The sequence below is a fragment of the Xanthobacter sp. AM11 genome, assembly GCF_047444035.1.
Taxonomy (GTDB): Bacteria; Pseudomonadota; Alphaproteobacteria; order Rhizobiales; family Xanthobacteraceae; genus Xanthobacter.
In genome coordinates this window covers 499,645-525,643 of the sequence record NZ_JBLAOA010000001.1, presented here as the reverse complement: position 1 = coordinate 525,643, position 25,999 = coordinate 499,645, and the positions used below count along the sequence as shown (strand labels likewise).

Genomic DNA, 25,999 nt, shown 5'->3' with positions numbered 1-25,999 from the left:
AGGTGGGCATGTCGCAGCTGCCGAACGCCGGCCGCCTGATGGCGGACCTGTTTGCGCGCCTGGCCTGCCATGACGACGAGGATTTCGACAAGGGCTCCGGCCCCGAGGCGCTCCGGGCCGTGGACCGGGCCGCCGCCGCGCTGGTGGCGCGCACCACCCAGGGCCTGTCGCCGGCCGCCCTCACCCTTGCCTATCTCGACTGGTGGATGCATCTGGCCGCCGCCCCGGGCAAGCAGGCGGAACTGGTGCTGAAGGCGGGGCGGAAGGCGTCGCGCTTCTGGGCCTATGTGATCGCCTCGTCGCTGGACCGCACCTTCCCGCCCTGCATCACCCCGCTGCCGGGGGACGAGCGCTTCAGCGCCCTGGCCTGGCAGGACTGGCCCTATCGCTTCTGGTACCAGGGTTTCCTTCTGGGACAGCAATGGTGGCACAACGCCACCCATGGCGTGCCCGGCATCTCGCCGCACAATGAGAAGGTGGTGGCCTTCGCCGCGCGCCAGCTGCTGGACATGGCATCGCCCTCCAATTCGCCCTTCACCAATCCCGAGGTGATCCGCCGGGCGCGGGAAACCGCCGGCATGAACTTCGTGAAGGGCGGGCGCAACGCGCTGGACGACATGGCCCGCAAGGCCACCGGCCAGCCGCCGGCGGGCGCGGAGGCCTTCCAGCCCGGCCGCGACGTGGCGGTGACGCCGGGCGAGGTGATCTTCCGCAACCACCTCATGGAGCTGATCCAGTATCGCGCCACCACGCAGGATGTGGCGGCCGAGCCGATACTCATCGTGCCGGCCTGGATCATGAAATACTACATCCTCGATCTGTCGCCCCAGAATTCGCTGGTGCGCTATCTGGTGTCGAAGGGCCACACGGTCTTCTGCATCTCCTGGCGCAACGTGACGGCCGAGGACCGCGCCCTCGGCTTCGATGAATACCGCAAGCTCGGCATCATGGCGGCGCTGGATGCGGTGAATGCGGTGGTGCCGGGGCGCAAGGTGCATGCGGCCGGCTATTGCCTGGGGGGCACGCTGCTTTCCATCGCCGCCGCCGCCATGGCGCGGGCGGGGGACGAGCGGCTCGCCTCCGTCACCCTGTTCGCGGCGCAGACCGATTTCTCCGAGGCGGGCGAGCTCCAGCTCTTCATCGACCCCGGCGAGCTCTACATGCTGGAAAGCATGATGTGGGACCAGGGCTGCCTTTCCGCCGGGCAGATGGCGGGGGCCTTCGAGATGCTGCGCTCCAACGATCTGGTATGGTCGCGCATGGTGCGGGAATATCTCATGGGCGAGCGCGCGCCCATGAACGACCTCATGGCCTGGAACGCCGACGCCACCCGCATGCCCTACAAGATGCATTCGGAATATCTGCGCCGCCTGTTCCTTGAGAACGACCTGGCCGCCGGCCGCTATGACGTGGACGGCCGGCCGGTGTCGCTGCTCAACCTGCGGGTGCCCCTGTTCGTGGTGGGGACGGAGCGCGACCATGTGGCGCCCTGGCGCTCGGTCTACAAGATCCACCAGCTCACCGACACCGACGTCACCTTCGTCCTCGCCTCGGGCGGGCATAATGCGGGCATCGTCAGCGAGCCCGGCCACAAGCACCGGCATTACCGGGTGCACGAGACGAAGCTCGGGGAACTGCACCTCGGCCCCGACGAATGGATGGAGGCGAACCCGCCGGCCGACGGCTCATGGTGGCCGGCCTGGGAGGCCTGGCTCACCGCCCGCTCCTCCGGCCGCACCACTCTGCCGAAGATCGGCGGGCCGGGCTATCCGGTGCTGGAGCCGGCACCGGGCAGCTATGTGATGCAGCGGTAGGGGCGGCCTGCCCCGCCGCTCCCCCTGGGCGGATCGCGCCCTACGGCACCAGCACCGCCGCGCCGCTCAGGCGGCCGGTGCGCAGGTCGTCCAGGGCGCGGTTGGCATCGGCCAGCGGGTAGGGCGTCACATGGGTGGTGACGCCGGCCCTGGGGGCGAGGGCGAGGAATTCGCGGGCATCCTCCCGGGTAAGGTTGGCCACCGAGAGGATCTTCCGCTCCTCCCACAGCCAGCGATAGGGGAAGGCGGGAATGTCGCTCATGTGGATGCCGCCGCACACCACGCGCCCGCCCTTGCGCACCGCGCGCAGGGCCTGCGGCACCAGCTCCCCGGCCGGGGCGAAGATGAGCGCCGCGTCCAGCGGCACCGGGGCGGGGGCGTCGGAGGGGCCGGCATGGACGGCGCCGAGGCTGCGGGCGAAATCCTGCGCCTGTGTATCGCCCGGCCGGGTGAAGGCGTAGATCTCTCGCCCCTGGTATCTGGCCACCTGGGCGATGATGTGGGCCGCCGCGCCGAAGCCGTAGAGGCCGATGCGCCGGCCCTCGCCCGCCATCTTCAGGGTGCGCCAGCCGATGAGGCCGGCACACAGCAGGGGCGCCAGCGCGATGTCGTCCCCCGCCTCGCCCAGGGGATAGGTGAAGGCTGCATCCGCCACGGCATGGCTGGCGAAGCCGCCGTCCCGGGTGCAGCCGGTGAACACCGGCGTGTCGCAGAGGTTCTCCTCGTGCGCCGCGCAATAGGGGCAGGTGCCGCAGGCATGGCCGAGCCAGCCCACGCCCACCCGCTCCCCGACCGCCAGGTGGGACACGCCCGCGCCGAGGGCCGCCACCCGGCCGACGATCTCGTGCCCGGGCACGACGGGCAGGCGCGTCTGCGGCAGTTCCCCGTCCACCACGTGAAGGTCGGTGCGGCACACGCCGCAGGCGGTGACCTTGATCACCACCTCGCCGGGACCGGCCACGGGGTCGGGCCGTTCCTCGCCCACCAGAAGCTCACCCGGGCGCTTGAGGACCATGGCATACATGCGGCGCTCCCCGCGTCATGGGCCGGCGGTGCCGGCGCCCGCCGTCAGCTTCCCCCGATGAAGATGCCCGCGGCAAGCACCAGCGCGCCGCCCAGCACCACCTGGAACACCGAGCGCCAGAACGGCGTCTCCATATAGTGGTTCTGGATGAAGGCGATGGCCCACAATTCCACGAACACGACGATGATGGCGATGACGGTGGCGGTCCAGAATTCCGGGATGAGATAGGGCAAAGCGTGGCCCAGCCCGCCCACCGCCGTCATCACGCCGGAGGCGATGCCGCGCTTCAGCGGCGAGCCGCGGCCCGAGATGACACCGTCGTCGTGCACCGCCTCGGTGAAGCCCATGGAGATGCCCGCGCCCACCGCCGCCGCGAGGCCGACCAGGAGCGTGGTGTGGGAATTCTGCGTGGCGAAGGCGGTGGCGAAGATGGGGGCGAGGGTGGACACCGAGCCGTCCATGAGGCCCGCCAGTCCCGGCTGCACCCAGGTGAGCACGAACTGGCGCCGGGCCTTGTCGTCCTCCTCCTTCTTCTTGTCCACCGGCAGGTAGCGCTCGGCAAGGTTGCTGGCGATCTCCTCATGCTGCAGCTCGGTGCGGTAGAGGCTTTCCAGCAGCTTGAGGGTGCCCGGGTCGGTCGCCTTCTTCTGCGCCTGGAGGTAGAAATTGGCGCTTTCGTCCTCCATCCGCCCCACTTCCTCGCGGATGCGCTCGATGCCGAGATTGGTGACGTACCAGGGCGGCCGGCGATTGTAGTAGCCGGCGATGGATTCCCGGCGGATGAGCGGCACATGCGCGCCGTAGCGGCGCTCGAACTCCGCGGTGAGGGCGCGCTTGTGGCCCGTCTCCTGGGCCGACATGGCCTCGAAGATCTTCGCCGTGTCGGGGAAGGTGGGACGCAGGGCCTCGGCATAATCCGCATAGATCCGCGCGTCGTCCTCCTCCGAGGACACGGCGAGGGCGAGGATCTCCTTTTCCGAGAGGTCCGAGAAGCGGCGGCGGCCGGAAAACAGGGACATCATCCGGGATGACTCCGAATTAGAATTATTCTAACGATATGTAGGTCAGTTGAACGCGAAGGCAATGCGACGGTATTGCCGCGCCCCCCCGGGAGTCGAGCCATGCCCGCCCCGAAGCCTGCCGCCGGCGGTGACGGTGCCGGTGGGCCTCGCCGTTTCGTGCTGCTCGGCGCGGCGGTGGTGCCTCTTGTCGCCGGCCTCGGCCTCCTCGCCGCCGGGGTGCCTGCCGCGGGAGACATGGCCTTCGCCCTCGGCACGCTGCCGGTGCTGGCCGCCTTGCTGTTCGACGTGGCCCGCGCCATCCGGCAGGGCCGGTTCGGGCTCGATATTCTCGCTGCTTTGTCCATGACCACGGCGCTGGCCTTCGGCGAGCCCCTGGCGGGGAATGTGGTTGCCCTGATGTATGCGGGCGGGCAGCAGCTGGAGCGTTTCGCCGAAGGGCGGGCGCGGCGGGAGATGAGCGCGCTGGCGGCCCGCGCGCCGCGCACGGCGGTGCGCCGGAACGGCGAGCGGCTCGACGAGGTGCCCATAAACGCCATCGTCCCTGGCGACCTCATCCTGGTGCGGCATGGTGACACTGTGCCCGTGGATGGGCGGGTGCTGGAGGCGCCGGCGGTGCTGGACCAGTCCTCCCTCACCGGGGAGGTCCGCCCCGTGCGCCTGGAAGCGGGCGCGGAAGCCCCCTCCGGCGCGGTGAACGCGGGAGCCGCCTTCGATCTGGTGGCGCTGCGGCCCGCCGGCGAAAGCACCTATGCGGCCATCGTGCGCCTGGTGGAGGCTGCGGCTGCGAGCCGGGCCCCCATGGTGCGCCTCGCGGACCGCTATGCCCTGGGCTTCCTCGCCTTCTCCCTCGCGCTGGCGGTCGGTGCCGCGCTGGCTGCGGGCGATCCGCGCCGCGCCTTGGCGGTGCTGGTGGTGGCGACGCCGTGCCCGCTCATCCTCGCGGTGCCGGTGGCCATCATGGCCGGCCTGTCGCGGGCGGCAAAGCGCGGCGTGCTGGTGAAGAGCGGCGGCGCGCTGGAAAAGCTGGCCCAGGTCCGCGCCCTGGTCATCGACAAGACCGGGACCCTGACCCACGGCGTGGCGGGCCTTGCGGAGGTGCGCGCGGCGCCCGGCTTCACCGCGGACATGGTGCTGCGCCTTGCCGCCTCCCTCGACCAGGCGTCGAACCATGTGGTTGCGGCGGCCCTCGTGTCGGCGGCGCGGGCGCAGGGCCTCGCCCTTTCCCCGCCGGCCGAGGTGAGCGAGACCGGCGGTGTGGGCATCTCCGGCCGGGTGGCGGGCCATCAGGTGGCGGTGGGCGGCACCGGCTACATCGCGGCCCGCTGCGCCGGCGATCCCGCATCGCTGCGGCACGGGCTGGAGCCGGCCAGCGCCGTGGTGGCGGTGGCCGTGGACGGCAGCCTCGCCGGCCTAGTGGTGCTGGCCGACGGGGTGCGCGAGGACGCCGCCAAGATGCTGGCCGCGCTGCGGGCCGGGGGCGTCGCCCACGTGGCCATCGCCTCCGGCGACCGCTCCGAAGCAGTGGAGGCCCTGTGCCGCCGGCTCCCGGTGGACGACTGGGCCGGCGATCTCTCCGCGGCGGGCAAGGTGGAGCGGGTGCAGCAGGCGCATCTTCTTGCCGCCCACGGCCCGGCTCCCGGGGGCACGGTAATGATGGTGGGCGACGGGGTGAACGACGCCCCCGCCCTCGCCGCCGCCGACGTGGGCGTGGCGCTGGGCGCGCGCGGCGCCGCGGCCTCGGCGGAGGTGGCGGACGTGGTGCTGCTGGTGGACCGGCTGGACCGCCTCGCCGAGGCCATGGCCATTGCCCGGCGGGCCCTCGCCATTACGCGGCAGAGCGTGTTCTGGGGCATGGGCCTGTCGGTGGCGGGCATGATCGCCGCGGCGCTGGGCTATCTGCAGCCGGTTGAGGGCGCGCTGCTGCAGGAGGCCATCGACGTGGTGGTGATCCTCAATGCCTTGCGGGTGCTGGTGCCGGGGCGCGGGGAGGGCGACGGCTGAGGTTCACGCCACCGCCGGGTCGCGAAACTGCCGGCGGCGCCAGAAGGGCGCGTCGGGCCATTGCGCCTCGGCGGCATAGAAGGTGGTGCGCGACGAAGGGTACCTTGCCATCGTCCGAGATGCCCGCCGCCGCGCCTGCGCCGAAAGGGCGCGCGGGCCGGGATCGACGAAGCGGCGCCTGAAGCGGTCGGGGCTGTCGAGGGGGCCGTCCTGCGGGCGGCGGATGGGCATCAGCTTGCCGTCGGCAACGCGCTTGCCGTCGAGCATCGAGCCGAGCTTCACCTCGGTGCTCTCGCCGGTGGGCCATGCTGTGCGGCTGTAGGCATAGATGCGGAAGCGGATGGCCTGGCGCTTGATCCGGCCCCGATCGTCGCGGAACCCCGCCGGCGGCCTCCTGCGCCTGAAGCCCGGCCATGGCCGCGAGCAATGTGGGTCCGGCGGCGCCCTTCAGAAGGTCGCGTCGATCCATGGTTCTCCCCCCAAGACCACCTGCAGTGTGTCTGAGGCGGGGACGGGGGCAAAGCGCAAAAATGCACGTTGCCCCCGAGGGGTGCGCGGCTTCTACTCGGAGATCTTGCGGGCCCGGCTGCCGAGGGTGCGCAGGCGCAAGGCGTTGAGCTTGATGAAGCCCGCCGCGTCGCGGTGGTCGTAGGCGACCGCGCCTTCCTCGAACGTCACAAGCTCCTGATTATAGAGCGAATAGGGACTCTTGCGGCCGATGACGGTGGTGTTGCCCTTGTAGAGCTTCACCGTCACCTCGCCGGTCACATAGGCCTGCGAGTGATCGATGGCGGCCTGCAGCATCTCCCGCTCGGGGGAGAACCAGAAGCCGTTGTAGATGAGCTCCGCATAGCGGGGCATCAGTTCGTCCTTCAGGTGCGCCGCGCCGCGATCGAGCGTGATGCTCTCCATGCCGCGATGGGCGGCAAGCAGGATGGTGCCGCCGGGGGTCTCGTAGACGCCGCGGCTCTTCATGCCCACGAAGCGGTTCTCCACCAGGTCGAGCCGGCCGATGCCGTTGGCCTTGCCCAGCTCGTTGAGGCGGGTGAGCAGGGCGGCGGGGGTCAGCGCCTCGCCATTGATGGCCACCGCGTCGCCCTTGTCGAAGGCGATGGTGATGAGGGTGGGCTCGTCCGGCGCCGCCTCGGGGGAAATGGTGCGCTGGTAGACATATTCCGGCGCGTCCTCGGCCGGGTCTTCCAGCACCTTGCCTTCGGACGAGGAGTGCAAAAGGTTCGCGTCCACCGAGAACGGCGCTTCGCCGCGCTTGTCCTTGGCGATGGGGATCTGGTGGGCTTCCGCGAACTCCAGCAGGCGGGTGCGGGAGGTCAGGTCCCACTCGCGCCAGGGGGCGATGACGGTGATGTCCGGCTCCAGCGCGTAATAGGCCAGCTCGAAGCGCACCTGGTCGTTGCCCTTGCCGGTGGCGCCGTGGGACACCGCGTCCGCCCCCATCAGCCGCGCGATCTCGATCTGCTTCTTGGCGATCAGCGGGCGGGCAATGGAGGTGCCGAGCAGGTAGAGCCCCTCATAGAGGGCATTGGCGCGGAACATGGGGAACACATATTCGGCGACGAACTCCTCGCGCACGTCCTCGATGAAGATGTTCTCGTCCTTGATGCCGAGCAGCTGCGCCTTCTTGCGCGCCGGCTCCAGCTCCTCGCCCTGCCCGAGATCGGCGGTAAAGGTGATCACCTCGCACTTGTAGGTGGTCTGGAGCCATTTCAGGATCACCGAGGTGTCGAGCCCGCCGGAATAGGCCAGCACCACCTTCTTCACGTCACGCGCCATCAGGTTTCTCGGAAGTTGCGAGGGAGAAATCGGCGCGGACTATAGGCCGGCCCGGCGCCGTGGCAAGTAGCGCCGGATCAGGCGTCCGAGGCCGTGCCCCGCCGTTGCCGTCGCCATGGCCGCCGCCTGCCACAGGCCGCGTACCAGGGCATGAAGGCCAAATCCGGCGCGGCCGATGGCGCGCTCCACCTCGCCGTCGGAGGGCGGCCGGGCGCGGTCGTACAGCCACAGGCGCACGAACACCACGATGAGCACCACCAGCACGCCGGAGAACACCACATCCGTGAAGAAGTGGCCGCCGAAGGCGATGCGCAGGCCGCCGGCGACGCTGGCGAAGGTCACCGCCGCCACCATGGCCACCGCGCCCAGCGGGCCGGGCACGAGGCTGGCAGGAGCAGTGAGCCAGAAACCCAGGGCTCCCTCGCCGGAGACGAAGGAGCAATTGCCGGGGCAGGTGCCGTCCGTCTGGTACCAGGAGCGGAAATTGTCCCTGCCGCCGAAGGTATCCACATGCACCGGGCGGGGCCGCCCCCAATGCTCCTTCAGGATGCCGTTGACGAGCAGGCCGGGGCCCAGCGCCATGGTGAGGGCCAGCAGCACCGCCGCCCGCGCGGGCATGAACATTTTCCCCCACGGGAACATCAGCTTCAGCACGATGGCGGCGAACGCCGGGGCGGCGATGGCCCAGGGGATGTAATTGGCGAGGGAGCGGGCCGTCTTCGCCCACGGCTGGGCGCCGAGGGCGAAGCCGCGCCGCGACGCGTCCCAGAACAGGCCGGAGATGGCTATGTCCCATTGCGGGAAGACGGTGAACAAAATGGCCACCGCCGCCCCCGTCACCAGCGCGAAGAACACCACCCACTTCAATGCGTCACCCGATCCGGCCGCAGACTTGATTCATCACCTTGCGCGCGAGCCCCGCGCGGAAGCACAGTTCCCGGCGCGATGTACAGGCAGGACCCGCCCATGGCCAGCGCCACCCTCGATTTCTATTACGAGTTCGCCTCACCCTATTCCTATCTCGCCGCCGGCCGCATCGCCGCCTTGGCCGAGCTTGCCGGGGTGGAGGTGGCATGGAAGCCGTTCCTGCTCGGCCCCATCTTCTCGGCACAGGGTTACGATACGTCACCCTTCAACGTCTACCCCCTCAAGGGCGCGCATATGTGGCGGGACCTGGACCGGCTGGCCGCGGCCACCCGCCTGCCGGCCATCACCAGGCCCGACCCGTTCCCCGCCAACGGTCTTCTTGCCGCCCGCGTGGCCATCCTGCTCAATGATGCCTGCCGGCCCGCCTTCACCCGGGCGCTGTTTCGCGCCGAGTTCGCGCAGGGGCGCGACATTGCCGACCGCGAGACCATCCGGCAGGTGCTGGCGGGGCTGGGCCATTTCTGCGACGCGGTGATCGACGAGGCCGAGCAGCAGCAGAACAAGGACCGGCTGCGCGCCCGCACCGAGGAGGCGAAGGCGCGGGGCGTGTTCGGCGCGCCGAGCTTCGTCACCGCCGACGGCGAGCTGTTCTGGGGCAATGACCGGCTGGAAATGGCCCTCGACCACGCCCGGACCCTCGCCCGCGTGGCCTGAGGGCGGTTCCCCGGCCCCGGGGGGTGTCGCATTGCGGCACCGCTCTGATATATGCGCGTCACACTTCTGCGACCGAGGCCCATCTCCCATGGCGAACGTCACTGCTTTTCCGGACAAGGCCACCATCGCCGAGCAGACCGCGCGGATGCTGCTGGAGGTGGAGGCCGTGCGCTTTTCCTCCGGCGAGCCGTTCATCTTCACCTCCGGGTGGGCGAGCCCGGTCTATATCGACTGCCGCCGCCTCATCTCCTTCCCGCGGGTGCGCCAGACGCTGGTGGATTTCGGCATCTCCACCATCTTCCGCGAGATCGGCTACGAGCAGTTCGACACGGTGGCCGGCGGCGAGACCGCGGGCATCCCGTTCGCGGCCTGGGTGGCGGACCGGCTGATGCTGCCCATGCAATATGTGCGCAAGAAGCCCAAGGGCTTCGGCCGCAATGCCCAGATCGAGGGGCATCTGGCCCCCGGCCAGCGCGTGCTGCTGGTGGAGGACCTCACCACCGACGGGCGCAGCAAGGTCACCTTCGTGAACGCGCTGCGTGATGCCGGCGCCGAGTGCTCCCACTGCTTCGTCTTCTTCTATTACGACATCTTCTCGGAAGCCTCGGGCGTCCTCGATTCGGCCGGCCTCAGCCTGCACCGCCTCGCCACCTGGTGGGACGTGCTGGCGGCGGTGAAGTCCATGAACCGCTTCGAATCGGCGCAGATCGCCCAGATCGAGGCGTTCCTGCACGATCCGCACAGCTGGTCCAAGGCGCATGGCGGCACCGCCACCACCGGCGAGTGAACCGGATGGACCTCTACGCCCTCGTCCGGCCCCTCTTCCGCTTCGTCTCGCCAGAGCGGGCGCACGCGCTGGTCATCCGCGCCATGCGCAGCGGGATGGTTCCCGACCTGGCGGGGGAGGATGACCCGGTGCTCGCCACGCGGGTGTGGGGCATTCCCTTTCCCAACCCCATCGGGCTGGCGGCGGGCTTCGACAAGCATTGCGAGGTGGCGGACGCGGTGCTGCGCCTGGGCTTCGGCTTCGTCGAGGCGGGTACCGTCACCCCCCGCCCGCAGCCGGGCAATCCCATGCCCCGCCTGTTCCGGCTGGACGAGGACGAGGCGGTGATCAACCGCTTCGGCTTCAACAGCGAGGGCCTCGCCCCGTTCGTCTACCGTCTCGGCAAGCGCCGGGGGGCGGGGGCGACCGGCATCGTCGGCGCCAACGTGGGGAAGAACAAGGAGAGCGAGGACGCGCTGGAGGACTATGCCGCGGGCGTCGCCGCCACCTGCCGCCTTGCCGATTACATCGTGTGCAACATCTCCTCGCCCAACACGCCCGGGTTGCGCGCCCTGCAGGCGAGCGCGGAGATGGAGGCGCTGCTCGCCCATGTGCTCCATGTGCGCAACGCGTCCATTCCCGATCCGCTCAGCCGGCCGCCGCTGCTGGTGAAGGTGGCCCCCGACCTGGATGATTCGGCCCTGGCCTCGGTGGCGCAGGTGGCCATCGGCAGCGGGGTGGACGGCATCATCATGGGGAATACCACCCTCGCGCGCCCGGCAGAGCTGAAGAGCCCGCACCGCGGCGAGGCCGGCGGCCTTTCCGGCCGGCCGCTGATGGTCCCCTCCACCGAGCGGCTGGCGGCGCTGCGGCGCATGGTGGGCACCCGGATGCCGCTGGTGGGGGCCGGTGGCGTCTCCTGCGGCGCCGACGCCTATGCCAAGATCCGCGCCGGCGCGAGCCTGGTGCAGCTTTATTCCGCTTTGGTGTTCCACGGCCCGGGCCTTGTCGGGCGCATCAAGTCGGATCTTGCCGCCCGCCTGAAGGCGGACGGCTTTGCCAGCGTTGCCGACGCGGTGGGCGTGGACGCGGATTGATCCGGGGCGGGGGGATCAGGGGCGGGGCTGGCCGGTGCGCCCGGCCAGCAGGTCGCGGATCTCCGCCAGCAGCACCTCGCTGCGGCTGGGGGCCGGCGGCGCCTTGCCCGCCTCGGCGCGGCGCAGGGCGTTGATGGCGCGCACCACCAGGAACAGCACTGCCGCGACGATGACGAAATTGATGGCGATGGTGATGAAGGCGCCATAGGCCAGAACCGCGCCCTGCTTTTTCGCGTCCGCCAGGTTCTCGGCCGTGACGGTGGACGACAAGGGTATGAAATAGTTGGAGAAGTCGAGCCCGCCGGTGATCGCGCCGATGACCGGCATGAACACGTCGCCCACCAGCGAGGCAACGATGTTGCCGAAGGCGGCGCCGATGATGACGCCGATGGCAAGGTCCACCACATTGCCCTTGACCGCGAACTCCTGGAACTCCTTCAGAATGGCCATGCTGCTCTCCTCGCGCCCCGGCCCGGCCGGCATGGGTGCGAACGCGGGCCCCGCACCGGCGGTTTCCGGCCGGCATCGCCGATCTTGCTACCCCCGTGACGCTTTCATGACTTTGAGTGCGCCCTTGCCTATGTTAGGGAGTGCCCCGCCGCCGGTCACGGGGGCGGGCCCGGGGCTGCGAACGGCGGCTCCCGGCTCATCGCAAACGACCCTCGTGGGCAGAATGGCGACACAACCAAGAATGGCGGACCGGCAGACCAGCTTCGGGTACGAGGATCTTCTCGCGTGTGGACGTGGCGAGCTGTTCGGGGCCGGAAACGCGCAATTGCCGCTGCCGCCCATGCTGATGTTCGATCGCATCGCCGAGATTTCCGAAACCGGCGGTGAGTTCGGCAAGGGCATGGTGCGCGCCGAACTCGACGTGAACCCGGACCTCTGGTTCTTCGGCTGTCACTTCAAGGGCGACCCGGTGATGCCGGGCTGCCTCGGCCTCGACGCTCTGTGGCAGATGGTGGGCTTCTTCCTCGGCTGGCTCGGCTCCCCGGGGCGGGGCCGTGCGCTGGGGCTCGGCGAGCTCAAGTTTTCCGGCCAGGTCCTGCCGGACGTCAAGAAGGTGGTGTATGGGGTCGAGCTGAAGCGCGTCATGCGCTCCAAGCTCGTGCTCGGTATCGCCGACGGGTGGCTCGCCGCGGACGGCACGGTCATCTATCGCGCCAAGGACCTGAAGGTGGGCCTGTTCCAGGCCGAGACGGCACAGCCTGCGCCGGGTCCGGCGGGCGCCTGACAAGGACCCGCCACGATCCGATCGGGGATTGTGCTTTCCAATGGGGATTAGACATGCGGCGCGTCGTCGTCACCGGGATGGGCATCGTCTCGTCCATCGGCAACACCACGCAGGAAGTGCTTGCCAGCCTGCGCGAGGCCAAGAGCGGAATCTCCTTCGCGGATGATTACGCCCGGCTCGGCTTCCGCTCCCAGGTGCACGGCGCTCCGACGCTGAACGCCGAGGAGGTGGTGGACCGGCGCGCCATGCGCTTCCACGGCGGCGGCACGGCGTGGAACCACGTGGCCATGGATCAGGCGATCCGCGATGCCGGCCTTGAGCCGCACGAGGTGTCCAGCGCGCGCACCGGCCTGATCATGGGCTCCGGCGGCAGCTCCACCAAGACCATCGTCGATTCGGCGGACATCGCCCGCGACAAGGGTCCCAAGCGCGTCGGCCCGTTCGCGGTGCCCAAGGCCATGGGCTCCACCGCCTCGGCGACGCTCTCCACCTGGTTCAAGATCAAGGGGCTGAGCTATTCCATCTCGGCCGCCTGCGCCACCACCAACATCTGCATCGGCAACGCCTACGAGCTGATCCAGTACGGCAAGCAGGACATCATCTTCGCCGGCGGCTGCGAGGACCTGCACTGGACCCTTTCCGTGCTGTTCGACGGCATGGGCGCCATGTCCTCCAATTTCAACGACCGCCCGGCGGTGGCCTCCCGGGCCTATGACAGGAACCGCGACGGCTTCGTCATCTCCGGCGGCGCCGGGGTGCTGGTGCTGGAGGAACTGGAGCACGCCAAGGCCCGCGGCGCCCGCATCTATGCGGAGATCGCCGGCTACGGCGCCACCTCCGACGGGGTGGACATGGTGGCGCCTTCCGGGGAGGGCGCGGAGCGGGCGATGAAGCTCGCCCTCTCGTCGGTCAAGGCGCCCATCGACTATATCAACCCCCACGCTACCTCCACGCCCATCGGCGACCTGAAGGAGATCGAGGCCATCCGCGCCGTATTCGGCAGCGCCTGCCCGCCGATTTCCGCCACCAAGTCGCTGACCGGCCATTCCCAGGGCGCCACCGGCGTGCACGAGGCCATCTATTCCATCTTGATGATGCAGAACGGCTTCATCTGCGAGAGCGCCAACATCGAGGAGATCGACCCGGCCTTCGCCGACATGCCCATCGTGCGCCAGCGGGTGGACAATGTGGCGCTCGGCCATGTGCTGTCCAACGGCTTCGGTTTCGGCGGCACCAACGCAAGCCTCGTCATCAAGCATGTGGATGCCTGAGGCCTGCGCCCCGGCGCGGTCAGGTTCTGTCATGAAGGGTGAAGCCCGGCGCCATGGCTTTGCCGGGTACGGTCTGCTATCGGCGTTTCAGGCGCGAGAGGGTGGATGATGCAGGACCTGATGAAAGGCAAGCGCGGCCTCGTGATGGGGGTCGCTAACGATCACTCCATCGCCTGGGGGATCGCCAAGACCCTCGCCGCGCAGGGTGCCGAGCTCGCCTTCACCTATCAGGGCGACCAGGTGGCCAAGCGGGTGAAGCCTTTGGCCGAGAGCCTCGGCTCCTCCATCCTGCTGCCCTGCGACGTGGAGGACCTCGCCAGCGTTGACGCGGTGTTCGCGGCGCTGCAGGCGGCCTGGGGCAGCATCGACTTCCTGGTGCATGCGGTGGCCTTCTCCGACAAGTCGGAGCTGAAGGGGCGCTATGCGGACACCAGCCGCGAGAACTTCTCCCGCACCATGGTCATCTCCTGCTTCTCCTTCACGGAGGTGGCCAAGCGGGCGGCGGCGCTGATGCCCCACGGCGGTTCCCTCATCACCCTCACCTATGGCGGCTCCACCCGCGTCATGCCCAATTACAATGTGATGGGCGTGGCCAAGGCGGCGCTGGAAGCCTCCGTGCGCTATCTGGCGGCCGATTACGGCCCGGCGGGAATCCGGGTGAACGCCTTGTCCGCCGGCCCCGTGCGCACCCTGGCCGGCGCCGGCATCGCCGATGCGCGCCTCATGTTCAACTACCAGAAGCGCCATGCGCCGCTGCGGCGCACCGTCACCATCGAGGAGGTGGGCGGCTCCGCCCTCTACCTGCTGTCCGGCCTTTCGGCGGGGGTGACGGGCGAGGTCCATTTCGTGGATTCCGGCTACAACATCATCTCCATGCCGCACCCCGAGGTGCTCAAGGCCCAGGAGGACGCCGAGGCCAAGCTCGCCGCCGAGGCGTCGGCAAAGGCCGCCGAATAGTGGCGGTGTCCCGGAGCCGCTCCGCCGGCGGGGAGCGCCGGGCCGTCCTGTCCCGGCGCCTGCTGCTCGGCGGCGCGGCGGCCGTGCTCCTCCCCGCGACGGTCGTGCGCGCCCAGGAGGCTCCGGCGGCCCCGGTGGATCGCGGTCCGGTGGATGCGACCGCCCTCCGGCTTCTGGCCAGCCTGCCCGGCAAGGTGATCATGGGCGCGAAGGCGGCGCCGCTGGTGACCGAGTTCGTGGATTTCAACGCGCCGGGCTGGCGGCACTCCGCCGACGACATGCGCCAGCTGCTTTTCGGTGATCCCCGCCTGGCCTATGCCGTGGTGCAGATGCCCCGGCGCGATGTGCAGTCGGTGGAGGCCGCGCGCATCGCCCTTGCCGTGCTGGCGCTTCATCCCGGCCGGTTTCAGGCCTTCTACGAGGCCCTGTCCCGGACCGAGGGGCAGATCGACGGGGTGAAGGCGCTGAACGTGGTGCGGGCCGAGGGGCTCGACCATTTCAAGATTTTCCGCGCCTCCAACCAGCCCGACGTGACCGACAGCCTCAACCGCTCGGTGGAGCTCGGGTCGGCGCTGCGGCTCATCGAGCCGCCCGCTTACGTCATCGGCGCCAACCTCTGGACCGGCGATCTGGACCTTGCCCGCAAGCGCGCGCTCATTACCGCAGCGCGGGGCTAGAGCACGCGCCGACCAGCTTGCACCGCAAGCTGGTCGGATAATGCGGTCTCTATCCTTAAGTGAGAGGGCGATTCACCGATCAAATTGATTCAATTTGATCGGATCGCGCTCTAAGCTCCCCATCCTTTTTTGCGGTTCGAGGGCGGGTCACCGGGCAGCCGATAAATCCTTCTGGATCATGCGCCGGGGGCACTGCGGGTCGAGTTTCATCGGGCGGGGGGCGCGGGGGATGCAGGCGCTGCTGGTTTCTACGCTGGTCTTTGTCGGCCTGTTCGGCGGCGCCATCGGCGCCATGCTGGGCGCGCGCCGGCTCAAGCAGCACCACCTTTCCAAAGAAACCCAGGAGGCGGTGAAGCTCGGCGTGGGCATGGTGGCCGCCATGGCGTCGCTGATCCTCGGCCTCATGACCGCTTCGGTGAAGGGGAATTTCGATTCCACCAGCAAGGACGTGCAGCAATACGCCACCTATCTGGTGACGCTGGATTCCGTGCTGCGGGACTATGGGCCGGACGCTGCCGCGGCCCGCAAGGCCCTCCTGGTCTACACGCGCTCGGCCATCGCCGAGACGTGGCCGGCGGGCGGCGATGCGGCGCCCCTGGTGAACAGCATCGCCTCGGGCCGGCAGCTTTCGGATGTGGGCCGGCAATTGCGCGGGCTCAATCCGCAGACGCCCGCGCAGACCGAGCTGCGCGCGGAGGCCATCAGCCGATACCAGTCGCTGACGACGCTGCGCTGGACCCTGATCGCGGAAAGCGCCACGCAGATCCCGACGGTCTTCACCGTCGTGCTCGTCGTCTGGCTGATCCTCATCTTCGTCAGCTTCGGCCTGTTCGCACCCATCAATGCGGTCTCGCTGGTGGTGTTCCCCCTGTGCTGCCTTTCGCTCGCCGGGGCGATCTTCCTGATCCTGGAGATGAGCTCGCCGTTCAGCGGTATCATCGTCGTGGCGCCCGATGCCATGCAGAATGCCCTGCAGCACATGGAAATGTAGGGCGCAAGACGTTGCGGCCCCGGCAGCGGCTGCGGGCCTGCTGCCCGTCCTGCGCGGTTGCGCTGCATCCTGCGACCCGCTAGAGCCTGCCTCATCGGGCGGGACGCGGGTTGTCCGCCGGGGCGCCGGGGTCGGCCACCACATGGGCGGCCGGTAGCGAAGCCTGTGGCAATCGGGGAGGCGGGAATGAGCCGCAAGGCCCTCTGGGTGGCGGCGGCGAGCGTGCTCATCGGCATGCTCGTCCTCGGTCTCAAGACTCTGGCCTGGTGGGTGACGGGATCGGTCGCCCTGTTGTCCGACGCGCTGGAGAGCATCATCAACGTGGCCGCCTCCGCGGCCGCCCTGATCGCTTTGAACGTGTCGGCCCGCCCGGCCGATTCCAACCACCAGTACGGCCACCACAAGGCCGAGTATCTCTCGGCGGTCCTGGAAGGCGTCCTGGTGGTGGTCGCGGCCTTTACCATCATGAGGGAGGCCTATAGCGGCCTGCTCGATCCCCAACTGCCGGACCAGCCGGTCAAGGGCATGCTTCTGAACGGCGCGGCGACGGTGATCAATGCCGTGTGGTGCGTGCTGCTGCTGCGGGTCGGCAAGGCCTACCGCTCCCCCGCTCTGGTGGCGGACGGCAAGCATGTGCTGACCGATGTGGTCACCTCCGTGGGCGTGCTGGCGGGCTTCATTCTGGTTCCCGTCACCGGCTGGCCCCAGCTGGACCCGCTGATCGCCGGCCTCGTGGCCCTCAACGTTCTGTGGACAGGCTGGGGGCTGATGAAGGAATCCGTGAGCGGCCTCATGGACGAGGCGGCCTCGCCGGACGTGGTGGCGCGCATCCGCGAGCTGGTGTCGATCCATGCGGCCGGCGCGCTGGAGGCGCATGACCTGCGCACCCGCCATGCGGGGCGCATGACCTTCGTGGAATTCCACCTGGTGGTGCCCGGCAGCATGACGGTGGCGGCCGCCCACGACATCTGCGACCGCATCGAGCACGCCTTCGAGCAGGACATGGACGATACGGTCATCACCATCCATGTGGAGCCCGAGGGCGAGGCCAAGCACTCCGGCGTCGTCGTGCTGTGAGGCTCAGGCGCCCTTGGGGCGGAATGCGGTGACCACCGCCGGGTCGGTTTCGATCCGGGCGGCGCCGATGAGGTCGAGGCAATAAGGAACGGCCGGGAAGACCGCGGCGAGGCATACGGCGATGGACGCCGGCTTGCCTGGCAGGTTCACCACAAGGGTGCGCCCGCGCACGCCGGCTTCCTGCCGCGACAGGATGGCGGTGGGCACCTCGTTGAGGCTGATGCGCCGCATCTGCTCGCCGAAGCCGGGCAAGGGCTTTTCGATCACCGCCGCCATGGCTTCCGGGGTCAGGTCGCGGGGGGAAGGGCCGGTGCCGCCGGTGGTCAGCACGAGGTCGAGCTGTTCCGTGTCGCACAGGGTCACCAGCGTGTCGCGCACGCTTTCGAAGCCGTCGGGAATGATGCGGTAGTCGGCGGTCCAGGCCGAGGTGATGGCATGTCTCAGCCAGGCCTCGATGGCCGGACCGCTGAGGTCCTCATAGGTGCCCGCGCTGGCGCGGTCTGAGATGGTGAGGATGCCGATGCGTGCAGGGGCCATGGCAGAGCGTTCCGGGGGGAGGCAGGTCATCCTGTGCTGACGCGACACGCACCCAAATGCAAGGGCGCGCTCAAAACGAGGCCCGCGCCCGACTGGCGCCCCCTCTCCGCCGCTGCCGGGCGCCCGCCGCCCTTTGCGCTGTACTGTATCCATGCGAACATATGTGAAAGACGGCTTTTTTTACGGAGTTCCCCGTGACGGCACATCGGAGCATGGCGGATTTCCTCACCACCCGCGAGTTGGCGGCGCTGCTGCGCGTCAAGGAGCGCAAGGTCTATGACCTTGTTGCCTCCGGTCGTCTTCCGGTCCGCCGTGTCACCGGCAAGCTTCTGTTTCCCCGCAGGGAAATCGAGAGCTGGATGGGCGGAACGGCGGAACCGCGGGGGGTGGAGGAGGCGCCCGTGGCGAGCGAGCATCCCGCCCTGCCGCTGGTGCTGTCCGGCGGCCATGATCCGCTGCTGGAATGGGCGCTGCGCGAATCGCGCTCCGGCATCGCCGCCTTCTTCGACGGTGCCCTCGATGGGCTGGAGCGCGCCGAGCGGGGCGAATGCATCGCCGTGGGGCTGCATGTGCCGGAGCTGGACGGCTGGAACGTGGGTGCGGTGGAAGGCCGCTTCGGCCGGGAGCCGTGGGTCCTGATCGAATGGGCGCGCCGGGTGCGCGGGCTCATTCACCGGCCCGGCCTTCCCAACCCGCCGAAGGGGCTGAAGGAGGTGCAGGGCCTGCGCTTCCAGGCGCGCCAGCCGGAGGCGGGCAGCGAACTGGTGCTGGAGCGGCTGCTTGCCGCTGCGAAGATGGCGCGCGCCGACCTGACGATAGTCAACACCATCGAGCGGACGGAGACGGACCTGGCGCTGGCCATCTCCAGCGGCCGGGCGGACGTGGGGCTGGGCATCGCCGCGGCGGCGCGCCTGCACGACCTGTGCTTCGTGCCCCTGCTGGAAGAGCGGTTCGACCTGCTGGTCTGGCGCAAGTCCTATTTCGATGCGCCGTTCCAGAAGCTCGTGGCCTTCTGCCGCGCACCCGCCTTCGCAGCGCGCGCGGCAGACCTCGGCGGCTATGACGTCTCGGGTTTCGGCACCGTGCACCTGAATTGCGGCTGAGCGGTCGGCTCCGGCGCGGATGAACCCGCAGTCCGTGCAGGGCGCTGACGCAGGGTCCTGCATTCTGTGTCGTTCCTTCCCAGCCTCGTAAAAGATACGCAATTACAACATATTGCCTGGATATCCGGCGGGCGGTATCAGGCTGATCAAAGTAAAAGAAAGAAACCGACAACGACGAAAGGCGACTTCATGGCCAATACGACGGCGGAGCTTGAAGCGCTCCTCATGCAGCGGGCGCTGAGCGATCCGCAGCTCCTGGCCGCAGCCGAAGGGGCGGCGGACTTCCGTATCCTGCCCGACGCGACGGTGATCAAGATCGGCGGCCAGAGCGTGATCGACCGCGGCCGCGCCGCCGTCTACCCGCTGGTGGAGGAGATCGTCGCCGTCCGCAAGGACCACAAGCTCTTGATCGGCACCGGCGCCGGCACCCGCGCGCGGCATCTTTATTCCATCGCCGCGGAGCTGAACCTGCCGGCCGGCGTGCTCTCGCAGCTCGGCGCCTCGGTGGCCGACCAGAATGCGGAGATGCTGGGCCAGCTCCTGTCCAAGTACGGGATTTCCAAGGTGGATGGCGCCGGGCTCTCGGCCGTGCCGCTCTATCTTGCGGAGGTGCATGCGGTGATCTTCGCCGGCATGCCGCCCTATTCGCTGTGGACCCGCCCCGCCGCCGAGGGGGTCATCCCGCCCTACCGTACCGATGCCGGCTGCTTCCTGCTGGCCGAGCAGTTCGGCTGCAGGCAGATGATCTTCGTGAAGGATGAGAACGGCCTCTACACCGCCAATCCGAAGACCTCCAAGGACGCCACCTTCATCGCGAAGATCTCGGTGGAGGAGATGAAGGCCCGCGGCCTGCACGATTCCATCCTCGAATTCCCCATGCTCGACCTGCTGCAGAAGGCGCGCCATGTGCGCGAGGTGCAAGTGGTGAACGGGCTCGTGCCCGGCAATCTGACCCGCGCCCTTGCCGGCGAGCATGTCGGCACCATCATCACCGCGAGCTGAAGAAGAACCGCAATGCCTGAGACCAGCACCATCAAGCACGTGGCTTCGCCGCTCGCGAGCCAGACCCTTCTCGACGGCCAGCTCACCCGCCCGGTGGCCGGCGTCAAGCCGATCCGCCTCCTGCCCTGGCTGCAGGTGGTGAAGATCGGCGGCCGCTCCATCATGGACCGGGGGCCGGAGGCGATCCTCCCCATCGTGGAGGAGATCCGCAAGATCCTGCCGGAGCACCGCCTTCTGATCCTCACCGGAGCCGGCATCCGCGCCCGCCACGTCTTCAGCGTCGGCCTTGATCTCGGCCTGCCGGTGGGCTCGCTCGCGCCGCTCGCCGCAAGCGAGGCCGGGCAGAATGGCCACATCCTGGCCTCGCTGCTGGCGCCGGAAGGGGTTTCCTATGTGGAGCACCCCACCATCGCCAGCCAGCTGGCCATTCACCTCACCGCGGCCCGCGCGGTGGTGGGCAGTGCCTATCCGCCCTACCACCACCACGAATTCCCGGGCGCGCGCATCCCGTCCCACCGGGCCGACACCGGCGCCTTCCTGCTGGCCGATGCGCTGGGCGCGGCCGGCCTGACCATCGTGGAGGATGTGGACGGGGTCTACAGCTGCGATCCCAAGGGCGAGGGCGGCGAGAACGCGCAGTTCCTCCCCGAGATCAGCGCTGCCGAGCTGGCCCAGACCGAGGGCGCGCTGCCCTTCGACCGGGCCTTGCTGGAGGTGATGGCCACCGCGCGCCACATCGAGCGGGTGCAGGTGGTGAACGGCCTGCAGCCGGGCCGCCTCACCGCCGCGCTGCGCGGCGAGCATGTGGGCACCATCGTCCACACCGGCGCGCGCCGGAACTGAAGAAAAAACCCCCCTCCCGGTGGGAGGGGGGCTCACCTCATTCCACGGCGACGATCACGTCCGACGATTTGATGATGGCGCTGGCGGCACCGCCCACCTTGAGGCCGAGATCATCCACCGATTCGTTGGTGATGGATGCGGTGAAGGTGAGGCCGTTCACCTCGATGACCACATGGGCCGTGGTGGTCCCCTTCTTGATGTCTACGATCTTGCCTGTGAAGGCATTGCGCGCGGAGACTTTCATCTTGTGTCCTTTGCGTCGGGCCTGGTTGCCAGGCCGGCCGTAGGCGAGGATGGCGCCACCGCGCAGGTGCTTCGCATGATGGCGCCGCCAACGTCTGCCCGGCCGGTGTAGCGACCCGCCGGCACCGGGGCAATTCGTGGAAACCCTTAGAGCGCGATCCGATCAAATTGACTCAATTTGATCGGTGAATCGCCCTCTCACTTAAGGAAAGAGAACGCGTTATCCGATCCGCTTGCGATGCAAGCTGATCGGCGCGTGCTCTAGCCTGCCGGGCTTCCGGCGCCTCGCGCAGCGGGCCGGCGCAAAAAAAGGACCCGCCCGAGGCACCGGGCGGGTCAGGACGCGCAAAGGGATAAGAAAGGCGTTCACGCCGCCGGCGGCACGTCCAGCGCCCGGAAGATGGCGCAGCGGCGGAAGGCGTCCATGGATGGCGGCTCGTTCTTCTGCGAGCAGTATTTCGCCACCAGCTTGGCGAGGCCCTTGATGTCGCGGCCGGAGGTTTCCGGGAACATCATCACCAGCTTGTCGATGATCTCGTCGGAGAGGGGCAGGCCGAACTGGTCGGCCATCACGCGCCAGATCTTGCGCCGGTCGTCCGGGCCGGGAGAATGGTATTTGATGAGGGCGATGCAGCGCGAGATGATGGCCTCGTCGATGTCGTCCACCCGGTTGGTGGTGAGGAACAGAAGGCCGTTGAAATATTCGAGCACGCGCAGGAACACGCCCACCACCGCATTCATGGTGAGGTTGTCCTGCCGGCGCTTGATATAGACGTCGGCCTCGTCGATCAGCATCACCGCGCCCCAGCGCTGGGCGCGGGTGAGGGCGTCCTTCAGCGCCTGCTCCATATGGGCGACGTCGAGCCCGAGCTGGCCGGAATGCACCCGGTAGAGCGGGCGCTGGATGATCTCGGAATAGACTTCGGCGGTCAGGGTCTTGCCCACGCCGGGCGGGCCGGCGCAGAGCACGGTGGTGCCGCCGGACTTGCCGGCCACCACGTCGTCCATCAGCGTGTTCATCTCGGCGGTGAGGATATCGATGAGGTCGGTCTGTTCCGGCGGCAGCACCAGCTTCTGCTTCAGTTCCGGGTGGTATTGATAGGGCCGGATATCGTCCACATGCACCCAAACATGGTGGTGCAGGTCCAGATGGAACATGAGGATGAGGGGATGCACCGGCATTTCGGTGAAGGCGCCCTTGGGAACGCTTTCCTTCGCCGCGCGCAGGGCCTCGTCCACCGCCATGTGGAACAGGTTCTGCTTCTCCGCCTTCTTCACGATCTTGTCGAGGAAGAAGCCGGAGGTCTCCAGCCCCAGGGTACGCTCGCCCAGCAGCTCCTCGTCATTGACGAGGCGCGCCTCGCTGCCGGAGGAGGAGAGCACGAGGACGGACTTGCGCGCCCAGTCCGTGTCGCGGCGGTTGGCGGTGGGGTCTTCGGCGAAGATGCCGGTTCCCTTGCCGGAGAATTGGTGTCCGTAGCGGCCGCGCCAGTCGAAGTAGCGGCTGATCTGGTCGTCGAAGGATTTCAGCAGCCCCGCATCCTCCATCAGCCAGCCCTTGGCCGCCAGGGTGCCGGGGATGGTGAGGCCGCGCAGGTCCTTGGAGCGGATGAGCAGGTTTTCCACCTGGGTCTTGCCGCGGTTGTTGGCCTTCAGCTCCACGATGATGCGGCCGGCCTCCTCCTCCCCCGGCGGGGTGTAGTCGAGGCGGGTGATGAGGAACGGCTCGGGCCGGCCGTTGGGGTTCATGCGGAACAGCCAGCCGCGGATGCACACCTTCACGAAATAGAGGGCGATGGCGCCGGCCAGGTCCTCCAGCTCCTCCGGGGCGAAGCGGCGGCCGTCGTCGCGGAACACTCCCACCAGGTTGGAGAGCTGCTCCTCCTGCCCGCGCAGGGCGGCGTCGCCGGACTTCAGCACAAGGTCGTGCAGATGGGCGAGGGCGTCGGGCCGCAGGGCGTCGAGTCCCACTTCCATGCGGGTGGAAAGGCGGGGCTGGGCCAGAAGGTGGGCCTGTTCCGGGAAGGCTTCGACGAGGGATTCGACGACCAGGCGTTCGACGACGATCTTCATCTCGACCTCACGGTGGCGATGTCCGGGCTTCGACAAAATGGCCGACGTGCGACAGGCCCAGGCATCGAATGGCGGTTGCGGCAGGGTTCCTTGAGGCCATAGCAAGAACGGGGCCGCCTGCCTCCGTAATGTCCCGGAGGCCGGTGGCGGGAGCCAAGCCGTGCTGTCCCGTTGGGCAGGCGGGCGCTCAAGCCGGCGCCAAGCGCCCCGGCGGGAGCCCGCGCAGGTGCCGGGCAACCGCTTGGAAAGCAGAAGGAAAGTACGGTCGGTCGCCACCTCGCGGCAGGGGCTCCAATCACTGAAATCCGCCTGAAATTTCAGCTTGAACGTCAAAGCAAAATAGCTTTGTATCTTATCTATTCCCGGCGCCGGGTGGCGGCGGGCCGGTGTCCCCGACCGCCCAGGGAGAGTGCTCCGTCGCCATGCTCGTCCAGCAGATCATCAACGGCCTGATGCTCGGGGCCATCTACATGCTGGTGGCGGTGGCCTTCACGCTCGCCATCGGCGTGCTGAATTTCCTGAACTTCTCTTTGCCGGGCCTGTTCATGGTGGGCGGCATGCTGGCCTTCGGGCTGATGAAGGCGGGCTGGCCCTTCCTTCTGGCCAGCGCCGGGGCCCTGGCGGCCGCCGCCTTCATCTCCCTGCTGGTGGAACGCTTCGCCTACCGGCCCATGCAGGGCGGCGACCCGGAGGTGCCGCTTGTCTCCTCCCTCGGCTTCCTGGTGCTCATGGAGAACCTCGCGCTGATCCAGTACGGCTCGGACCAGCAGGCCTTTCCCGCCCTCCTGCCGGATATGAACCTGCGGCTCGGCGGCTTGGTGGTGGGCATCGCCCAGCTGGTTTCGCTGGTGCTGTCCCTGGCCCTGGTGGCGTTCCTCTCCTGGTATCTTTCCGCCACCGCGGCCGGCCGGCGCATCCGCACCGTGGCGGAAAACCGCGAGACGGCCCTGCTCATGGGCATCGACATTTCCCGCCTGGTGCCGCAGCTGTTCGTGGCTTCGGCCCTTTTGGCGGCTCTGGCCGGCATCCTGTTCGCGGTGAACTACCAGCAGGTGTCCCCCTTCATGGGCGAGGGGGTGGGCTTCAAGGGGGTTGCCGCCATGATCGTCGGCGGCATGGGGTCCATCTGGGGCGCGGTGCTGGGCGGGCTCCTGATCGGCCTTGCGGAAGTGCTCTCCATCTCCTTCCTCGGCGCCGACGTGGTGAACATCACCGTCTACGGCCTCCTGCTCCTCATCCTCATCCTGCGGCCGCAAGGCCTCGTGGGCCGCGCGGCCAGCCGGGAGAAGCTTTAATGAGCGGCTATCTCACCGGCGTCCTCGTCGTCCTCGCCTTCAACGTCATGGCGGCCTATGCGGTCTATCTGCCGCTGGCGGCGGGCCAGCTGAACCTCGGCATCGCCGGCTTCATGGCCATCGGCGCCTATGCCTCGGCCTTCCTCACCAATGAATATATGTGGCCCATGTGGGCCGCGATTCCGGTGGGGTCGGCCCTCGCCGGCCTGGTGGGCCTCGCCATCGGCTTTCCGGTGCTGCGCACCCACGGAATCTACTTCGCCATGGCCACCTTCGCCCTGGGGCAGGTGATTTCGGCGCTGTTCCTCAACCTCGAAGTGGTGGGCGGCGCGGCCGGCTATCCCGTCACCGATTACGCCGGGCCGAACGTGGTGTTCGCGGCGGCGGCGGGGGTGGTGGTGCTCATGGTGCTGCTCTCGCGCACGCGGTTTGCGCTCTATCTCACCGCGGTGAAGAGCGATGCCACCGTGGCGGACCTGCTCGGGGTTTCCGTGCGCGGGGTGAAGGTGGCGGCCTTCGCGCTGGGGGCGGCGGTGGCGGGCTTCGGCGGCTCCCTCTACGCCCACCACTACAATTTCGTGGAGGCCCAGCACTTCAATGTGCTGCTCTCGGTCTTCACCGTGCTCTACGTGCTGTTCGGCGGCACGCAGACGGTGTGGGGGCCGCTGGTGGGCGCCGCCTTCTTCACCCTGGTGCCGGAACTGCTGCGCGCCTCCGACCAGTGGCGCTATGCGCTGTTCGCGGTGTTCATCATCCTGTTCATGGCGGTGCGGCCGCAAGGGCTCGTCACCACCACCCTTCTGCCCCGGTTGCGCCGGCGCAGGCCGGAGGCCTCGTCATGACCGCGGCCCTTGCCATCACCTCCCTCACCAAGTCGTTTGCGGGCGTCAGGGCCATCCGCGACCTCACCTTCGCCGTGCCCAAGGGCGTCACTACCGCCCTCATCGGCCCCAACGGCGCGGGCAAGACCACCGTGTTCAATCTGGTGAGCGGCGTCTATGGGGTGGATGCCGGGCGCATCGAGGTGAACGGGGTGGACGTGACCCGCCTGCCGTCGCGCAAGCGCATCGGCACCGGCGTGGCGCGCTCGTTCCAGAACATCCGCCTCATGCCGCACCTGTCGGTGCTGGAAAACCTGCTGGTGGGCCAGCATGTGCGCGCCTCCTCGCTGGCCGCGCTGCTCACCCCCTACCGCCTCGTCCCGGGCCATCGCTGGAAGCGGGAGGCGCGCGCGGCGCTGGAGGAGAGCGGCCTCGGCCGCTGGGCGGACGAAACCGTCTCGGCGCTGCCCTATGGCGTGCGCAAGCGCATCGACCTCGTGCGCGCCACCCTCGCCGGGGCGAGCCTCCTGATGCTGGACGAGCCGGCCGCCGGCCTCAATCCGTCCGAGACCAACGCGCTGCGCGACCACCTGCGGGCCCTGATGGCCAAGGGCATCACCCTGCTGGTGGTGGAGCACGACATGCATTTCGTGGATTCCGTCTGCGAAAACGTGGTGGTGCTGAACTTCGGCGAGAAGATCGCCGAGGGCCCGCTCTCCCGGGTGCGGCAGGACCCGAAGGTGCGCGAGGCCTATATCGGCACGGACGAGGAGGCCTGA

General features: G+C 68.7%; 26 protein-coding genes and 1 pseudogene. 17 read left to right on the top strand and 10 right to left on the bottom strand.

Annotated elements, in window-relative coordinates; all coding sequences use genetic code 11:
• Positions 1 to 38: 38 nt before the first annotated feature.
• Positions 39 to 1,814, top strand: coding sequence for a PHA/PHB synthase family protein (locus tag ACI7BZ_RS02515; RefSeq protein WP_414119075.1), 1,776 nt, complete (start codon positions 39 to 41; stop codon positions 1,812 to 1,814).
• Between the two features lie 40 nt (positions 1,815 to 1,854).
• Here the strand turns inward: ACI7BZ_RS02515 and ACI7BZ_RS02510 are convergent, their stop codons facing one another.
• Positions 1,855 to 2,838, bottom strand: a complete 984-nt coding sequence (locus tag ACI7BZ_RS02510; protein ID WP_414115623.1) for a zinc-dependent alcohol dehydrogenase family protein — start codon at positions 2,836 to 2,838, stop codon at positions 1,855 to 1,857.
• Between the two features lie 44 nt (positions 2,839 to 2,882).
• A complete protein-coding gene (mbfA, locus tag ACI7BZ_RS02505; protein ID WP_414115622.1) occupies positions 2,883 to 3,860 on the bottom strand; it encodes an iron exporter MbfA in 978 nt (325 codons plus the stop codon).
• A 99-nt stretch (positions 3,861 to 3,959) separates the two neighbouring features.
• Between mbfA and ACI7BZ_RS02500 the strand changes: the two genes are divergently transcribed.
• Positions 3,960 to 5,861, top strand: coding sequence for a heavy metal translocating P-type ATPase (locus tag ACI7BZ_RS02500; protein ID WP_414115621.1), 1,902 nt, complete (start codon positions 3,960 to 3,962; stop codon positions 5,859 to 5,861).
• 3 nt (positions 5,862 to 5,864) lie between these two features.
• On the opposite strand, the gene ACI7BZ_RS02495 is transcribed toward ACI7BZ_RS02500, so the two are convergent.
• The 4 genes and pseudogenes from ACI7BZ_RS02495 to ACI7BZ_RS02480 form a co-directional block, all read right to left on the bottom strand.
• Entirely contained in the window at positions 5,865 to 6,143 is a 279-nt protein-coding gene (locus tag ACI7BZ_RS02495) for a hypothetical protein (RefSeq protein WP_414115620.1), read from the bottom strand.
• A 21-nt stretch (positions 6,144 to 6,164) separates the two neighbouring features.
• A pseudogene (locus ACI7BZ_RS02490) lies at positions 6,165 to 6,242 on the bottom strand (LodA/GoxA family CTQ-dependent oxidase); the annotation flags it as partial.
• A gap of 180 nt (positions 6,243 to 6,422) precedes the next feature.
• Positions 6,423 to 7,652 carry an argininosuccinate synthase gene (locus tag ACI7BZ_RS02485; protein WP_414115619.1) on the bottom strand — a complete coding sequence of 410 codons (1,230 nt, stop codon included), beginning with the start codon at positions 7,650 to 7,652 and terminating at the stop codon, positions 6,423 to 6,425.
• 39 nt (positions 7,653 to 7,691) lie between these two features.
• Positions 7,692 to 8,510, bottom strand: a complete 819-nt coding sequence (locus ACI7BZ_RS02480; protein WP_414119074.1) for a phosphatase PAP2 family protein — start codon at positions 8,508 to 8,510, stop codon at positions 7,692 to 7,694.
• Between the two features lie 108 nt (positions 8,511 to 8,618).
• Here ACI7BZ_RS02480 and ACI7BZ_RS02475 point away from each other — a divergent pair, with 108 nt between their 5' ends.
• From ACI7BZ_RS02475 to ACI7BZ_RS02465, 3 genes are all read left to right on the top strand, one after another.
• Positions 8,619 to 9,233, top strand: a complete 615-nt coding sequence (locus ACI7BZ_RS02475) for a 2-hydroxychromene-2-carboxylate isomerase (RefSeq protein ID WP_414115618.1) — start codon at positions 8,619 to 8,621, stop codon at positions 9,231 to 9,233.
• 88 nt (positions 9,234 to 9,321) lie between these two features.
• Entirely contained in the window at positions 9,322 to 10,020 is a 699-nt protein-coding gene (locus tag ACI7BZ_RS02470) for an orotate phosphoribosyltransferase (protein ID WP_414115617.1), read from the top strand.
• Positions 10,021 to 10,025: 5 nt separating this feature from the next.
• Entirely contained in the window at positions 10,026 to 11,096 is a 1,071-nt protein-coding gene (locus ACI7BZ_RS02465; RefSeq protein ID WP_414115616.1) for a quinone-dependent dihydroorotate dehydrogenase, read from the top strand.
• Positions 11,097 to 11,111: 15 nt separating this feature from the next.
• On the opposite strand, the gene mscL is transcribed toward ACI7BZ_RS02465, so the two are convergent.
• A complete protein-coding gene (gene mscL, locus ACI7BZ_RS02460; protein ID WP_414119073.1) occupies positions 11,112 to 11,540 on the bottom strand; it encodes a large conductance mechanosensitive channel protein MscL in 429 nt (142 codons plus the stop codon).
• A gap of 247 nt (positions 11,541 to 11,787) precedes the next feature.
• On the opposite strand from mscL, the gene fabA reads away from it, so the two are divergent.
• The 6 genes from fabA to ACI7BZ_RS02430 all read left to right on the top strand — a co-directional run bounded on the left by fabA (position 11,788) and on the right by ACI7BZ_RS02430 (position 17,303).
• Complete coding sequence (gene fabA, locus ACI7BZ_RS02455; RefSeq protein ID WP_414115615.1) at positions 11,788 to 12,330, top strand: 3-hydroxyacyl-[acyl-carrier-protein] dehydratase FabA; 543 nt, start codon at positions 11,788 to 11,790, stop codon at positions 12,328 to 12,330.
• A 53-nt stretch (positions 12,331 to 12,383) separates the two neighbouring features.
• Positions 12,384 to 13,601: a beta-ketoacyl-ACP synthase I gene (fabB, locus tag ACI7BZ_RS02450; protein ID WP_414115614.1), complete on the top strand. Its 1,218-nt coding sequence runs from the start codon at positions 12,384 to 12,386 to the stop codon at positions 13,599 to 13,601.
• A gap of 108 nt (positions 13,602 to 13,709) precedes the next feature.
• Complete coding sequence (gene fabI / locus ACI7BZ_RS02445) at positions 13,710 to 14,558, top strand: enoyl-ACP reductase FabI (RefSeq protein WP_414119072.1); 849 nt, start codon at positions 13,710 to 13,712, stop codon at positions 14,556 to 14,558.
• 5 nt (positions 14,559 to 14,563) lie between these two features.
• On the top strand, positions 14,564 to 15,235 hold the full coding sequence (locus tag ACI7BZ_RS02440) for a thioredoxin domain-containing protein (RefSeq protein ID WP_414115613.1): 672 nt from the start codon (positions 14,564 to 14,566) through the stop codon (positions 15,233 to 15,235).
• A gap of 229 nt (positions 15,236 to 15,464) precedes the next feature.
• Positions 15,465 to 16,226, top strand: coding sequence for a bestrophin-like domain (locus tag ACI7BZ_RS02435; protein ID WP_414115612.1), 762 nt, complete (start codon positions 15,465 to 15,467; stop codon positions 16,224 to 16,226).
• Positions 16,227 to 16,412: 186 nt separating this feature from the next.
• Entirely contained in the window at positions 16,413 to 17,303 is an 891-nt protein-coding gene (locus tag ACI7BZ_RS02430; RefSeq protein WP_414115611.1) for a cation diffusion facilitator family transporter, read from the top strand.
• A gap of 3 nt (positions 17,304 to 17,306) precedes the next feature.
• On the opposite strand, the gene mog is transcribed toward ACI7BZ_RS02430, so the two are convergent.
• Positions 17,307 to 17,840 carry a molybdopterin adenylyltransferase gene (mog, locus tag ACI7BZ_RS02425; RefSeq protein ID WP_414115610.1) on the bottom strand — a complete coding sequence of 178 codons (534 nt, stop codon included), beginning with the start codon at positions 17,838 to 17,840 and terminating at the stop codon, positions 17,307 to 17,309.
• Positions 17,841 to 18,052: 212 nt separating this feature from the next.
• On the opposite strand from mog, the gene ACI7BZ_RS02420 reads away from it, so the two are divergent.
• The 3 genes from ACI7BZ_RS02420 to ACI7BZ_RS02410 all read left to right on the top strand — a co-directional run bounded on the left by ACI7BZ_RS02420 (position 18,053) and on the right by ACI7BZ_RS02410 (position 20,788).
• Complete coding sequence (locus tag ACI7BZ_RS02420; protein WP_414119071.1) at positions 18,053 to 18,943, top strand: substrate-binding domain-containing protein; 891 nt, start codon at positions 18,053 to 18,055, stop codon at positions 18,941 to 18,943.
• Positions 18,944 to 19,132: 189 nt separating this feature from the next.
• Positions 19,133 to 19,945, top strand: a complete 813-nt coding sequence (locus ACI7BZ_RS02415) for an amino acid kinase family protein (RefSeq protein ID WP_414115609.1) — start codon at positions 19,133 to 19,135, stop codon at positions 19,943 to 19,945.
• A 12-nt stretch (positions 19,946 to 19,957) separates the two neighbouring features.
• Complete coding sequence (locus ACI7BZ_RS02410) at positions 19,958 to 20,788, top strand: amino acid kinase family protein (RefSeq protein ID WP_414115608.1); 831 nt, start codon at positions 19,958 to 19,960, stop codon at positions 20,786 to 20,788.
• A 37-nt stretch (positions 20,789 to 20,825) separates the two neighbouring features.
• Here ACI7BZ_RS02410 and ACI7BZ_RS02405 read toward each other — a convergent pair whose 3' ends face one another.
• Together ACI7BZ_RS02405 and ACI7BZ_RS02400 are read right to left on the bottom strand one after the other, a co-directional pair.
• Positions 20,826 to 21,032: a TOBE domain-containing protein gene (locus tag ACI7BZ_RS02405; protein ID WP_414115607.1), complete on the bottom strand. Its 207-nt coding sequence runs from the start codon at positions 21,030 to 21,032 to the stop codon at positions 20,826 to 20,828.
• A gap of 365 nt (positions 21,033 to 21,397) precedes the next feature.
• Positions 21,398 to 23,104, bottom strand: coding sequence for an AAA family ATPase (locus ACI7BZ_RS02400; protein WP_414115606.1), 1,707 nt, complete (start codon positions 23,102 to 23,104; stop codon positions 21,398 to 21,400).
• A 422-nt stretch (positions 23,105 to 23,526) separates the two neighbouring features.
• Here ACI7BZ_RS02400 and ACI7BZ_RS02395 point away from each other — a divergent pair, with 422 nt between their 5' ends.
• From ACI7BZ_RS02395 to ACI7BZ_RS02385, 3 genes are read left to right on the top strand one after another with little or no spacing between them, the layout of a single operon-like run.
• On the top strand, positions 23,527 to 24,399 hold the full coding sequence (locus tag ACI7BZ_RS02395) for a branched-chain amino acid ABC transporter permease (protein ID WP_414115605.1): 873 nt from the start codon (positions 23,527 to 23,529) through the stop codon (positions 24,397 to 24,399).
• On the top strand, positions 24,399 to 25,241 hold the full coding sequence (locus ACI7BZ_RS02390; RefSeq protein WP_414115604.1) for a branched-chain amino acid ABC transporter permease: 843 nt from the start codon (positions 24,399 to 24,401) through the stop codon (positions 25,239 to 25,241). The genes ACI7BZ_RS02395 and ACI7BZ_RS02390 overlap by 1 nt, the downstream gene beginning before the upstream one ends.
• Positions 25,238 to 25,999: an ABC transporter ATP-binding protein gene (locus ACI7BZ_RS02385; protein ID WP_414115603.1), complete on the top strand. Its 762-nt coding sequence runs from the start codon at positions 25,238 to 25,240 to the stop codon at positions 25,997 to 25,999. Before ACI7BZ_RS02390 ends, ACI7BZ_RS02385 begins: the two co-directional genes overlap by 4 nt.

Excerpts from the sequence above, each read along its gene's own strand:
- ACI7BZ_RS02515 (WP_414119075.1), top strand. The coding sequence starts at position 39 with ATGGCGGACCTGTTTGCGCGCCTGGCCTGCCATGACGACGAGGATTTC.
- ACI7BZ_RS02510 (WP_414115623.1), bottom strand. The coding sequence starts at position 2,838 with ATGTATGCCATGGTCCTCAAGCGCCCGGGTGAGCTTCTGGTGGGCGAG.
- mbfA (WP_414115622.1), bottom strand. The coding sequence starts at position 3,860 with ATGATGTCCCTGTTTTCCGGCCGCCGCCGCTTCTCGGACCTCTCGGAA.
- ACI7BZ_RS02500 (WP_414115621.1), top strand. The coding sequence starts at position 3,960 with ATGCCCGCCCCGAAGCCTGCCGCCGGCGGTGACGGTGCCGGTGGGCCT.
- ACI7BZ_RS02485 (WP_414115619.1), bottom strand. The coding sequence starts at position 7,652 with ATGGCGCGTGACGTGAAGAAGGTGGTGCTGGCCTATTCCGGCGGGCTC.
- ACI7BZ_RS02475 (WP_414115618.1), top strand. The coding sequence starts at position 8,619 with ATGGCCAGCGCCACCCTCGATTTCTATTACGAGTTCGCCTCACCCTAT.
- ACI7BZ_RS02470 (WP_414115617.1), top strand. The coding sequence starts at position 9,322 with ATGGCGAACGTCACTGCTTTTCCGGACAAGGCCACCATCGCCGAGCAG.
- ACI7BZ_RS02465 (WP_414115616.1), top strand. The coding sequence starts at position 10,026 with ATGGACCTCTACGCCCTCGTCCGGCCCCTCTTCCGCTTCGTCTCGCCA.
- fabA (WP_414115615.1), top strand. The coding sequence starts at position 11,788 with ATGGCGGACCGGCAGACCAGCTTCGGGTACGAGGATCTTCTCGCGTGT.
- fabB (WP_414115614.1), top strand. The coding sequence starts at position 12,384 with ATGCGGCGCGTCGTCGTCACCGGGATGGGCATCGTCTCGTCCATCGGC.
- fabI (WP_414119072.1), top strand. The coding sequence starts at position 13,710 with ATGCAGGACCTGATGAAAGGCAAGCGCGGCCTCGTGATGGGGGTCGCT.
- ACI7BZ_RS02435 (WP_414115612.1), top strand. The coding sequence starts at position 15,465 with ATGCAGGCGCTGCTGGTTTCTACGCTGGTCTTTGTCGGCCTGTTCGGC.
- ACI7BZ_RS02430 (WP_414115611.1), top strand. The coding sequence starts at position 16,413 with ATGAGCCGCAAGGCCCTCTGGGTGGCGGCGGCGAGCGTGCTCATCGGC.
- mog (WP_414115610.1), bottom strand. The coding sequence starts at position 17,840 with ATGGCCCCTGCACGCATCGGCATCCTCACCATCTCAGACCGCGCCAGC.
- ACI7BZ_RS02420 (WP_414119071.1), top strand. The coding sequence starts at position 18,053 with ATGGCGGATTTCCTCACCACCCGCGAGTTGGCGGCGCTGCTGCGCGTC.
- ACI7BZ_RS02415 (WP_414115609.1), top strand. The coding sequence starts at position 19,133 with ATGGCCAATACGACGGCGGAGCTTGAAGCGCTCCTCATGCAGCGGGCG.
- ACI7BZ_RS02410 (WP_414115608.1), top strand. The coding sequence starts at position 19,958 with ATGCCTGAGACCAGCACCATCAAGCACGTGGCTTCGCCGCTCGCGAGC.
- ACI7BZ_RS02405 (WP_414115607.1), bottom strand. The coding sequence starts at position 21,032 with ATGAAAGTCTCCGCGCGCAATGCCTTCACAGGCAAGATCGTAGACATC.
- ACI7BZ_RS02400 (WP_414115606.1), bottom strand. The coding sequence starts at position 23,104 with ATGAAGATCGTCGTCGAACGCCTGGTCGTCGAATCCCTCGTCGAAGCC.
- ACI7BZ_RS02395 (WP_414115605.1), top strand. The coding sequence starts at position 23,527 with ATGCTCGTCCAGCAGATCATCAACGGCCTGATGCTCGGGGCCATCTAC.
- ACI7BZ_RS02390 (WP_414115604.1), top strand. The coding sequence starts at position 24,399 with ATGAGCGGCTATCTCACCGGCGTCCTCGTCGTCCTCGCCTTCAACGTC.
- ACI7BZ_RS02385 (WP_414115603.1), top strand. The coding sequence starts at position 25,238 with ATGACCGCGGCCCTTGCCATCACCTCCCTCACCAAGTCGTTTGCGGGC.